At 74.0% G+C, this 10,535-nt stretch carries 12 protein-coding genes; 9 read left to right on the top strand and 3 right to left on the bottom strand.

Annotated features, from left to right (window positions below):
* Positions 1-382, bottom strand: a 382-nt coding sequence (gene crcB / locus ABYE80_RS11100; protein ID WP_372790341.1) for a fluoride efflux transporter CrcB, incomplete at its 3' end; no start/stop codon positions are given.
* Positions 383-411: 29 nt separating this feature from the next.
* Positions 412-873, bottom strand: coding sequence for a DUF2269 family protein (locus tag ABYE80_RS11095; protein WP_372790340.1), 462 nt, complete (start codon positions 871-873; stop codon positions 412-414).
* Between ABYE80_RS11095 and ABYE80_RS11090 the strand changes: the two genes are divergently transcribed.
* Positions 872-2,044 (top strand): amidase, encoded by a 1,173-nt coding sequence (locus tag ABYE80_RS11090; RefSeq protein ID WP_372790339.1) that lies wholly within the window; start codon positions 872-874, stop codon positions 2,042-2,044. The two genes, ABYE80_RS11095 and ABYE80_RS11090, sit on opposite strands and share 2 nt — an antisense overlap.
* A 45-nt stretch (positions 2,045-2,089) precedes the next feature.
* On the opposite strand, the gene ABYE80_RS11085 is transcribed toward ABYE80_RS11090, so the two are convergent.
* Positions 2,090-2,356, bottom strand: coding sequence for a hypothetical protein (locus tag ABYE80_RS11085; RefSeq protein ID WP_372790338.1), 267 nt, complete (start codon positions 2,354-2,356; stop codon positions 2,090-2,092).
* Between the two features lie 288 nt (positions 2,357-2,644).
* Here ABYE80_RS11085 and ABYE80_RS11080 point away from each other — a divergent pair, with 288 nt between their 5' ends.
* The 8 genes from ABYE80_RS11080 to ABYE80_RS11045 all read left to right on the top strand — a co-directional run bounded on the left by ABYE80_RS11080 (position 2,645) and on the right by ABYE80_RS11045 (position 10,487).
* The gene (locus tag ABYE80_RS11080; protein ID WP_372790337.1) at positions 2,645-3,481 is read left to right on the top strand and encodes a hypothetical protein; all 837 of its coding nucleotides are present in this window, start codon (positions 2,645-2,647) and stop codon (positions 3,479-3,481) included.
* 7 nt (positions 3,482-3,488) lie between these two features.
* A complete protein-coding gene (locus ABYE80_RS11075) occupies positions 3,489-5,066 on the top strand; it encodes a sigma-70 family RNA polymerase sigma factor (protein ID WP_372790336.1) in 1,578 nt (525 codons plus the stop codon).
* Positions 5,063-6,343 carry a hypothetical protein gene (locus tag ABYE80_RS11070; protein ID WP_372790335.1) on the top strand — a complete coding sequence of 427 codons (1,281 nt, stop codon included), beginning with the start codon at positions 5,063-5,065 and terminating at the stop codon, positions 6,341-6,343. Before ABYE80_RS11075 ends, ABYE80_RS11070 begins: the two co-directional genes overlap by 4 nt.
* 179 nt (positions 6,344-6,522) lie before the next feature.
* Positions 6,523-7,896 (top strand): FAD-dependent oxidoreductase, encoded by a 1,374-nt coding sequence (locus ABYE80_RS11065; RefSeq protein ID WP_372790334.1) that lies wholly within the window; start codon positions 6,523-6,525, stop codon positions 7,894-7,896.
* Positions 7,897-7,941: 45 nt separating this feature from the next.
* Positions 7,942-8,382, top strand: coding sequence for a cupin domain-containing protein (locus ABYE80_RS11060; RefSeq protein WP_372790333.1), 441 nt, complete (start codon positions 7,942-7,944; stop codon positions 8,380-8,382).
* A gap of 44 nt (positions 8,383-8,426) precedes the next feature.
* Positions 8,427-9,272, top strand: a complete 846-nt coding sequence (locus tag ABYE80_RS11055; protein WP_372790332.1) for an EamA family transporter — start codon at positions 8,427-8,429, stop codon at positions 9,270-9,272.
* Positions 9,273-9,308: 36 nt separating this feature from the next.
* Positions 9,309-10,094: a class I SAM-dependent methyltransferase gene (locus tag ABYE80_RS11050; protein WP_372790331.1), complete on the top strand. Its 786-nt coding sequence runs from the start codon at positions 9,309-9,311 to the stop codon at positions 10,092-10,094.
* 39 nt (positions 10,095-10,133) lie between these two features.
* Positions 10,134-10,487, top strand: coding sequence for a co-chaperone GroES (locus tag ABYE80_RS11045; protein ID WP_372790330.1), 354 nt, complete (start codon positions 10,134-10,136; stop codon positions 10,485-10,487).
* The last annotated feature ends 48 nt before the right edge of the window (positions 10,488-10,535 follow it).

The raw sequence follows: 10,535 nt of genomic DNA, 5'->3' as shown, positions 1-10,535 counted from the left end.
GGGCGCGCCGCACCAGGTTCGAGGCGAGCAGCACGGCGGCACAGCCGACACACACCGTGGCGAGCAGGTACGTCGCGGCCAGGCCGACGTGGCCCGCGTCCAGCAGCGTGAGCGCCTCGATCTGCATGGCCGAGAACGTCGTCAGGCCTCCGCAGACCCCGGTGCCGATGAAGGGCCGGCGGTAGGCCGACTGCGGGAGTCGCTCCTGCAGCCGGGTGACGGCGTAGCCCAGCAGGAACGCCCCGGCCACGTTGACGAGGAACGTCGCCCACGGCCACGCCCCCGGGTCGTGCGGGAGCGCCTCGCTGACCTCGGCACGCGCCACCGCACCGAGGAACCCGCCGACGAAGATGGCCGCGAGCTCGCGGCGGTCAGCGGGCATCGGCGACCGTGGACCCTGGGCGGCCAGGCTCAGCCGGGCTTGATCGCCATGTCCACCACGACCAGCAGCAGGATGGTCAGCTCGACCATGCTGATCGTGGCGGTCTGCACGTAGTTCTCCAGGAACTTGTCGGACTCCAGCCCGTCCTGCTCGAGGATCGCGTCGCGACGGCGCGCCGCTCGCGGGTAGAACGCGATGCCGATCACGAAGGAGCTCAGCCAGCCGACGTAGGCCAGCGTGATCCACAGGTCGGAGTGGTCGTAGCCGACCTCGTTGACCAGCAGGATGCCGAAGATCAGCAGACCCAGGGACAGGGGTGCGTAGAGCCGCGGACCGATGTACTCCGCGTCCTTCGAGAACTGCAGCATCCGCTGCCGATCACCCGAGTTCTGCGCGATTCGGCCCAGGACGTGGAGCGTTCCGGACCCGCCGACCCACAGGACGGCGCACAGCAGGTGCAGTGCCAGCAGCACGGTGTAGGTGGAGACCATGCGCCTAGTCTCTCGCGCGACGCGGACGCTGACCACTACGGTCGTGATCGTGCGCAACGTGTTCATCACGCCCACGGCACCCGAGCGGCCGATCGCGACCGGGCACCGCCTCGCGGTGAAGGACCTGTTCGACACCGCCGGGGTGCGCACGACCTACGGCTCGGCGGTGTTCGCCGAGCACGTGCCGACGGCCACCGCGCCCGCCGTGCTCCGGCTCGAGGCCGCCGGGTACGTGAGCGTCGGCAAGGCCAACCTGCACGAGTTCGCCTGGGGCATCACGTCGCAGAACGACCACTACGGCCACGTGCCCAACCCCCTGGCGGCCGACCGGATCGCCGGGGGGTCCAGCGGCGGCTGCGCCGCGGCACTCGCGGCCGGACTGGCGGACGCAGGCCTCGGGACCGACTCGGGCGGGTCGATCCGGATCCCGTCGGCGTGCTGCGGCACCGTCGGGTTCAAGCCGACCCACGGCCTCGTGCCCCTCGGTGGCTGCTTCCCGCTCGCCCCGAGCTTCGACCACGCCGGCCCGATGGCGCGTGACGTGGCCGGCTGCGAGCGGATGCTCGCCGCGCTGGTCCCCGGCTTCGCCCCGGATCCGGCGGTGGATCTGGCGGACCTGCGGGTCGGGCTGGCGTGGACCGCTGTGGCGGACCCGCTCGTCCGGGCCCGCGTCGAGGAAGCCGCGGCCCACTTCGGCAGCGTCGTGCGGCTCGACCTCCCGTTCCCCGACGGCACCTACCCCGTGTTCAACCGCGAGGCGGCGGAGGTGCACGCGGACCTCCTGCTCGCCCACCGCGACCGCTACAGCGACAACGTGGCGGCGCAGATCGAGCGCGCGCTCACGGTGGCCGACGCCGAGGTCACGGCGGCGGCCGGGGTGCGGGACGCCTATCGGGAGCTGCTGGCCGGGATCCTCGAGGACGTCGATCTGCTCCTGACCCCGACGATGCCGATGGTCGCGCCGCCGGCCGCGGGCGGCGAGCGGCCGATCCGGGCCCGGACGCTCTCGTTGACCTATCCGTTCAACGCGATCGGCGCGCCCGTGCTGGCCCTGCCGTGCGGGCCCGCCGAGGACGGGCTGCCCGCCTCCGTGCAGCTGGTGGCCGCGGCCGGCGCGGACGGCCGCGTGCTCGCCGCCGGGCGGGCGTTGGAGGCGGCGCTGCGGGGCTGAGCGCGATCCTCAGGGAACCCTCAGCCTCCGCTCAGGAGCCTCGCATCATCGGGCGGCAGGGTCCGTCTCGTGCAGGCGCCAGTCCAGGAACCACAGGCGCACGTCGAGATCGCTCAGCGTGAACGCGCCGAGGGCGGCCGTGGGCCGCAGCCGCTCCAGGAGCGCGAGGCACGCCGCCGCGGGCACGTCGCGGTCCAGGGCGCTCGCCAGCACCTCACGAGCGGTGTCCTCCAGCGGCCGCTCGCAGACGTCGATGCGGAAGGTGCGCTGCGCGGTGAGCAGCTCACCCACCAGCCGGTCGGCGACGGACACGCCGGACGAGGTGCACCCGCGCGAGCGCGAGGGGCGAGGCTCGGGAGGCCAGTCACGGCGTCGGCGTGCGAGTTGGACGTGCATGTACCTAAGAACGCCGTATGCCCGGAGAAGTCCGAAGGTAACCGACGGTCTGGCGCTCGGACATTCGTCCAGTTGCGGGCTGTCTGCGCCGCTTCGGGTGCCAACGTCCTGACGCCCGACGCCTCGCTCGCGTCCTTCCTGCACAGCCCCGGACGGAGCAAACCGCTCGTCCGGGCGCCGCACCCCATCACCTCAAGGAGCGAGATGTCCATCACCACCAGGATCGGTGTCGCCACGCTGGTCACCGCGGTCGTCGCCGCCGTGCCCACGACCGCACTGGCACGGGACGGCGGTCGAGACCGCGACGGCGAGAACGTCCCGAGCCGCATCACCTCGAAGCTGAGAAGCGCCGAGCGGGCGCTGGATCGTGCGCAGGAGCGCGCTGACGACGGCGAGACCTCGCGCGCGGTGAGCGCCCTCACCTCGGTGCGCAAGCACCATGCCTCCGCCCTGAAGTCCGCGAAGCGGCGCGTGGCTCCCGACACGAGGACCGGCGCGCCGTCGGCGCTCGCGGTGAGCCGCGCCGAGGGACGCATCGCGGACGGGGCCATCGGACTGCTCGACGGCGCCGGGGCCGACCTCACCGCCGCCTCGCTCACGACGCTGGACGCGGTGCTCGACGGCCGTGACGACCTCGTCTCCGCGATCGCCGCGCTCGACACCGAGGACCAGCGGGCCTACCGCCGTGTCCTGCGGAGCATCGCGAGGACCGTGAAGGGCGAGATCGAGGACATCGGCGACGCGCTGACCGATGACGAGCTGACCGCCGACGGGACGAGCGGGCTCCAGGATGCGCTCACCCAGGTGCGCGCGACCCAGGCCGCCGTCGCGGCCCTGCAGCCCACGCGCCAGAGCACCTCCGACGGCGCCGACTACCCGACCAGCGACGCTTCGGAGGTCGACGGAGCGAGTCGACCCGCGCGCGGCCGGGGTGGTCGTCACGGGCGGGACCGGGACTGCGACGAGTCCGAGCGGGACCCGCAGAGCGACGAGACCACCGACGGCTCCCAGGAGCCGATCTCCGGCGGGTCCTACGGCTAGGCCGCCGATGTCGCCCGTCCGCCTCCTCCGTGCCACCGGCGATGACGCCCTCGCGCGCCGCGCCTCGCGTGGCGACGAGGAGGCGTTCGGCGTCCTGGTCTCCCGCTACCAGGTGCGGCTCGAGCTCTACTGCCGTTCGATCCTCCGCAACGACGAGGACGCGCGCGACGCGACCCAGAACGCGGTGACGAAGGCCTGGGTCGCCCTGCGCGGACGCGAGCAGGACCTCGCTGTCCGCGCCTGGCTGTTCCGCATCGCGCACAACGAGTCGATCTCCCTGATCCGGCGGCGCCGGCCCACGGCCGAACTGGGTGAGGCGGTCGCGACGCTCGCGGCCCCCGCGCCGGCCGCGGCGCTCGAGGTACGGGAGGAGCTCACTGCCGTCCTCGAGGGCATCCGCGACCTGCCCGTGCGAGCCCGTCAGGCGCTGCTGCTGCGGGAGCTGGCGGACCTCGACTACGCGTCGGTGGCGCAGATCCTGGGCATCACGACCGGGGGAGCCCGCCAGGCCGTCTTCGAAGCTCGCACCGCGCTGCAGGACGACCGGGCGGGCCGCGACGAGGCCTGCGCGGAGATCCGTCGTGAGCTGTCGGCCTCCGACCACCGCCGCCGCCCGACGCGCAAGGCCCGCGGCCACCTGCGCGGCTGCAGCGCCTGCCGGACCTGGAACCAGTCGCAGGACACCCGCCGCGAGCACCTCTCCCTGCTGCCGGGCGCGGGGCTCGGGGCGTGGGGCTGGATCGCCGGACTGCTCGGCGGCGCGGGGGCGGGGACCGCCGGCGCCGGCGCCACCACCACGATCTCCGCGGGCGGGTTCGCCGGCAGCGTCAAGGTCCTGGCCGGCTTCGCCGCCCTCACCGCCGGAGCGGCCCCCGTGGCCGTGCACGAGGTCCACCGCACGCACGAGCGGGCGCAGACGACCACGCAGAGCACCGCCCGCGCGGCGACGGTCGGCGTCGCCACGGCACCCGGGGGGACGACGACCCGGGCGAGCGTGCCCGCGACCACCCCAGGAGCGCGAGCCGGCGCCGCCACCGGTGCTGATGCGCGTCGCGTCGCCGAGCGTCGCGCGACCCCCGGCGATCCATCGACCGCCACCCGAACCGGCCCGGACACCGGTGCCCGGGAGGCCGCTCGGGACGCGACACGCGGCACGGGCCGCTCACCGCGGGAGGACGGGGCGACTCCGCGAGCCGGTCGCCGTCAGGGCGGCCGCGACGCCGCCCACGCGGGGTCGGAGCCGTCCGGCCCCGGCCCTCGCGGGACACGGCGACAGCGCACCGCGGCCGACGGCGCCGAGGCCGCGAGCCCGACCCGTCGCCCGTCGCGCAGGCCGACCGCCGAGCCGCCCGCCTGGACGGCGTCGACGGAGCCGCCCGATCGCGACGTGATCGACGCGCGCCGGGGCGGGGGTGGCGGGGACCCGCGACCGTCGCGCACCGGCGACCGCCGGCGAGGGGCCGAGGGTTCCGCGGTGGGCACGTCGGGGCCGACCCTCTCGCAGGAGAGCGATGCTCCCGATTTCGAGGGGCCGCCCTCCGACGGCGTCCGGGAATCGGGTACGCCGGGCGACCAGGGTCCGTGAGCGCGGTCCCTCGACGCTGCACCACATCAGGCCTGCTCGCGATGCTGCTGGGCGCGATGCTCGTGCTCTGCGCGCCGACGGCGCCGGCCCGCGCCCTCGTCGTCGGGATGTCCGATCAGCAGACCGACTCCTGGCCCGACCCACGACTGCGCGCGCTCGGCCTGCGCCACGCCCGCCTGATCGTGCCGTGGGACGCCGCCCGCTCCGAACCGGAACGGGTGCAGGCGTGGCTCGACGCCGTGGCCGCCCAGGGCTTCACGCCGCACGTCGCGTTCCAGCACCGTCGCGGGGAGGACTGCCGGACCACCTCGTGCCGCGCGCCGAGCCGCTCGGAGTACCGCGACGCGGTCGCTGCGTTCCTCGCCCGCTTCCCCCAGGTCACCACGTACACGACGTGGAACGAGGCCAACCACCGCGCCCAGCCCGTGGTGAACCTGCCCGAGAGGGTCGCGGGGTACTACGAGGACCTGCGCGAGCTTTGCCGGAAGTGCACGGTCGTGGCGGGCGACGTGCTGGACTCCGGCGGCTACGTCACGTGGCTGCGGCGGTTCCTGGCCGCGTCCGACACCGCCCCCCGGCTGTGGGGACTGCACAACTACGGCGACGTCACCTACGGAAGGACGACTGGGACCGACCGGGTCCTGGCCACGGTCCCGGGGTCGCTGTGGGTCGAGGAGACCGGCGGGATCGTCACGTTGCGCTCCGGCGGACGGGAGACGCTGCGCACCGACGAGTCCCGCGCGCGGGACGCGATCGACCGGGCGTTCGCGATCGCCGCGGACCGCCCTCGCATCACGCGGATGTACGTCTACCACTGGCGAGGTGGCTTCGGCGACAGCTTCGACGCGGGGCTCATTAGACCCGACGGGAGCACGCGGCCGAGCTACGGGGCGCTCGCCGGCAACCTGGCGGAGCTGCGCTCGCGCACCGGCCCCGCCGTGCCGGGGACCCGAGGGCGATGGTCGAAGCTCCGGCCCGCCCAGCTGCTGCTGCGGCTGGCCTGCCGCTCGAGCGACGGCGTGTGCTCGGGCCGGGTGCGCGTCACGGCCGCGACCCGGTCGCGGTCGGGCTCGCGGGAGCACCGCAAGCTGATCACGACCCGCACGTACACCAGCCGATCGACCAAGCGGGTCGTCCTTCTGCGCATCACCGTGCCCGCGTCGCTGCGACGACGTGTGCGCAACGCGGCCAAGCGGGCCCTCGTGGTCACGGTGCGTCCGGCGAAGCCCCGCGGGTCGCGGAAGGTGCTCCGGCGCAGGCTCACGCGTCCGCGCTGAGCGGCCACCCCACGAACGGGGGGTTCCCCCGCGCCGACGCGGTGACCCTGCGGTCGTCGATACCGTCATGGTCGCTAGCCTGCGGCGCTCGTGCACGCCGTTCGGTCTCTTCGCTGGAGCAGCCACATGGTCCCCGTCGTCCTCGTCCGATCCACCGCCCTTCCGAGTGAGGCCCTCGCATGAGCACGCCGTTTCGCGTCGCCATCGTCGGCGCCGGTCCGGCCGGGTTCTACGCCGCCGGCGAACTGCTCAAGGCGAAGGACGGCTCGGTCGAGGTCGAGCTGTTCGACCGGCTGCCGACCCCGTGGGGGCTGGTGCGGGCCGGTGTCGCCCCCGACCATCCCAACATCAAGGCCGTCACGCGCGTCTACGAGAAGACCGCCGCGCTGCCGGGGTTCCACTACCACGGCAACGTCCACGTCGGGCGCGACATCAGCCACGAGGAGCTGCTGGCCCACCACCACGCGGTCGTCTACTCCGTGGGCGCCCCGACCGACCGCAAGCTCGGCATCCCGGGCGAGGAGCTCAAGGGCTCGGTCGGAGCCGCGGACTTCGTCGGGTGGTACAACGGCCACCCCGACTTCCGCGACCTCGACCTCGACCTGCAGGTCGAGCGCGCGGTCGTCGTCGGCGCCGGCAACGTCGCCCTGGACGTGGCCCGCATGCTCGGCATGCCGGTCGCCGAGCTGCACACCACCGACACCGCCGATCACGCGCTGGAGGATCTCGCCAACAGCGAGATCCGCGACGTCTTCATCCTCGCGCGCCGCGGGCCGCTCGAGGCCGCGTACACCAACCCCGAGCTGCTCGAGCTCGGCGAGATCGCGGGGCTGGACGTCGTCGTCGACCCGCAGGACGTCGCTCTGGACGAGGCGACGGCCGCCTTCGTCGCCGAGGGCGCGGACAAGACCCGGCGACGCAACGTCGAGATCGTCACCGAGTACGCGGGACGGACGCCCAGCGGCGCGGAGCGCCGGATCCACCTGCGGTTCCTGACCTCACCGGTCGAGATCCTCGGCACCGACAGGGTCGAGGGCGTGCGCATCGTGCGCAACGAGCTGGTGACGAACGACGACGGCTCCGTGTCGGCGCGCCCCACCGATCGCGAGGAGGTCATCGAGTGCGGGCTCGTCCTGCGGTCGATCGGGTACCTCGGCGTCGAGCTGCCCGGGGTGCCGTTCGACCAGCGCCGTGGCGTGATCCCGAACGTGGAGGGACGTGTCACGGACCTCGAGTCGGGCGAGCCGCTGCCGGGCGTGTACACGGCCGGATGGATCAAGCGCGGACCCAGCGGCGTCATCGGGACGAACAAGAAGGACGCGCAGGAGACCGTCCGCGTCCTGCTGGAGGACCGGGAGGCCGGACGTCTGGCCGACCCGTCGGGCGACGGCGCCGCACTGCACGCGCTGCTGGACGAGCGGGTCCCGGACCGGATCGACTACGACGCGTGGGAGCGCATCAACACCCACGAGAAGACCACGGGAGAGCCGCACGGCAGGCCGAGGGTCAAGCTCGTGCACGTCGAGAAGATGGTCGACATCGGCAAGGGCTGACCGACGGTCCGGGTGGCGACGGGGGTGCCTGGGTAGGGTCCGGGGATGTCCATCGAGCCCGGTCTCTCCCGCGCCCACGTCGACCTGGACGACCCGCCGCACGAGCGGTTCGTGGCGCTGCGGCGCGATCTCGGCGTGACGTCGTTCGGCATCAACCTCATGACGCTCGAGGTGGGTGAGCGCGGGCGCATCCATCGCCACGAGCGCCAGGAGGAGGTCTACGTGGTCCTCGACGGGACCCTCGACCTGATCGTCGAGGGCGAGACGCACGAGTGCGCGCGGGGGGACGTCGTCCGGGTCGGCCCGGAGCTGCGGCGCCAGCTCGTCAACCGCGGCCCAGGACGCGTCGTCCTCCTCGCGCTCGGTGGGAGCGCCGAGCACGCCGGACGGGACGGGCAGGCCTACGCGTCGTGGGAGGCGACCGAGCACGCTGCGCCGCAGGAGGTCCCGCTCCCCGAGAACCTGGACGCAGACCGGCTCCGGTGAGCGACACACGGCCACGTCGGACGACGACGGCCGGCTGACAGCTCATGGCCGCCGGCCTCGCGCTGCTGGCCTCGCTGGCCTACGGGGTCTCGAACTTCGCCGGGCCGCGCCTGGCCCGCGACGTCTCGCTGTTCCTGCTCCTGCTCGTCGGCCAGACGTGCTCCCTGCTGCTGGCCGGGGTCGTCGTCGCGGTCCAGGGGGAGGGCCTGCCGGACGCGGAGGCGATCGGGTTCGCCCTCCTGGCGGGGTTCGGCAACGCGGGCGGACTCGTGTTGTTCTACCGCGCCGCCGCGGTCGGGCCGCTGAGCATCGTGACGCCGATCGGCTCGCTGGGCGCCGCCGTCCCCGTCGCGATCGGCATCGCCGGCGGCGAGGCGATGACCGTGCTCAAGGGGCTGGGAATCCTCCTCGCGCTGACGGGGGTCGTGCTCGTCGCCCGACGGCCCGGCGCCGATCTCCATGACGAGAAGCACTCCCACCGTCGGGCCGCGGTCGTGCTCGCGGCGCTCTCGGCGGTGTGCTTCGGCGTGTTCCTGGCGGCGATCGCCCCGGCCGCGGAGGACGCCGCCGGGTGGGCGGTGCTGCTGAGCCGGGTCAGCCTCGTCGCGGTCCTCGCCACGTTCGTGGTGCGCCTCGGGGTCTTCCGGGAGCTGGTCCCACGCCGGATGCCGGTGCTGGCCGTCCCGGGACTGCTGCTCTTCGCCGGGACGATGGCCTACGCGATCGCGACCCGCGAGGGCGACCTGAGCGTCGTGTCCGTCCTCGGGTCGCTCTTCCCGGTCGTGACCGTCGGTCTGGCGGTGGGGCTGGACGGCGAGCGGCTGCGGCGACCGCAGGCGATCGGGGCGCTCGCGACGATCGCCGGCGTCGTGCTGCTGTCCATGCGCTGAGCGTCGCGCGGCGGGCCGGCTGTCATGCTCCGAGGCATGACCGACTGGGGAGACGGCACCTACGAGATGACCGCCGATGACCTCGCTCCCGCCGCCGAGCGCGCGGTGGAGATCGCCGCGGTCGCGTCGGGCGACGACGTGCTCGACATCGCCTGCGGGACGGGCAACGCGGCGGCGGTCGCGGCGGACCGTGGCGCACGGGTCACCGGGGTCGATCCGGCGGCGCGCCTGCTCGACGTGGCGCGGGGTCGGGTCCCGGACGGCACCTTCCTGGTCGGGGACGGCGCAGCGCTCCCGCTGCCCGACGACACCTTCGACGTGACGCTCTCGGTCTTCGGGGTGATCTTCGTGCCCGACGCGACGGCCGCCGTCTCGGAGGCGGTCCGCGTCACGCGGCCCGGCGGGCGCATCGTCATCACCAGCTGGGTGCCCGAAGGGGCGATCGCCGGGGCCGGTCAGATCGTGCGCCGAGCCCTCACCGAGCGCATGCCCGCCGACGAGCGCGCCTCCACGACGGAGCCGGTGGCCTGGGGGGACCCCGCCTTCCTCCGTGAGGCGTTCGAGCGTCACGGGGCGAGCGTCACGGTCACCGAGGAGCTTCTGCCCTTCACCGACGCCAGCCCGGCCACGTGGTTCGACGAGCAGGCCGAGCACCACCCCATGTGGCGCGCCGCGCGTGCGGAGTTGGCCGATCACGCCGCCGCGTGGCAGGACGTCCGGCAGAGGACCATCGCGCTGCTGACGGAGCAGAACGAGGACCCGCAGGCCTTTCGCGCGACGAGCCGCTACCTCGTCGCACGGGCCGACCTCCCGCGCGACTGAGGGGCGCCTCCACGGGCACCGCCCGCCTACACTGGAGGGGTGCGTCATCAGCTGCGTCCCCTCTTCGACCGCATCGTGATCAAGGAGCTCGAGCCCGATCGCATGCGGCAGTCCGGGCTCCTCGTGCCGCCCGGGACGAACGAGCCGCCACCGCAGCACGGGATCGTGCTCGCCGTCGGGCCAGGGTTGGACTGGTGGGCGCAGGCAGGTGTCGCGATGCCGGTGAGCCCGGGGGACCACGTGGTCTTCCCGGCCTCGGCGGGGGCGTGGGTCGAGGTCGACGAGGAGCGGCTGCTCGTGTGCCGTGTCGGCGAGATCCTCGGCGTGCTCGAGCCGGTCGAGCCGGGTGCGCATCCCGACCACCGCGACGAGGACTCGACGACCCAGGGGTAGACCGGGAGACGACGCGGGTCGCAGGTCCCCGGTCGGGGTGCTGTCCGG

This window comes from Paraconexibacter sp. (assembly GCF_041602235.1).
Classification (GTDB): domain Bacteria; phylum Actinomycetota; class Thermoleophilia; order Solirubrobacterales; family Solirubrobacteraceae; genus Paraconexibacter.
This window is presented reverse-complemented; position numbering and strand designations above follow the sequence as displayed.

Bases quoted from the DNA above. Each gene is read 5' to 3' on its own strand.
- ABYE80_RS11090 (WP_372790339.1), top strand. From the start codon at position 872: ATGCGCCTAGTCTCTCGCGCGACGCGGACGCTGACCACTACGGTCGTG.
- ABYE80_RS11095 (WP_372790340.1), bottom strand. From the start codon at position 873: ATGGTCTCCACCTACACCGTGCTGCTGGCACTGCACCTGCTGTGCGCC.
- ABYE80_RS11080 (WP_372790337.1), top strand. From the start codon at position 2,645: ATGTCCATCACCACCAGGATCGGTGTCGCCACGCTGGTCACCGCGGTC.
- ABYE80_RS11075 (WP_372790336.1), top strand. From the start codon at position 3,489: ATGTCGCCCGTCCGCCTCCTCCGTGCCACCGGCGATGACGCCCTCGCG.
- ABYE80_RS11065 (WP_372790334.1), top strand. From the start codon at position 6,523: ATGAGCACGCCGTTTCGCGTCGCCATCGTCGGCGCCGGTCCGGCCGGG.
- ABYE80_RS11060 (WP_372790333.1), top strand. From the start codon at position 7,942: ATGTCCATCGAGCCCGGTCTCTCCCGCGCCCACGTCGACCTGGACGAC.
- ABYE80_RS11055 (WP_372790332.1), top strand. From the start codon at position 8,427: ATGGCCGCCGGCCTCGCGCTGCTGGCCTCGCTGGCCTACGGGGTCTCG.
- ABYE80_RS11050 (WP_372790331.1), top strand. From the start codon at position 9,309: ATGACCGACTGGGGAGACGGCACCTACGAGATGACCGCCGATGACCTC.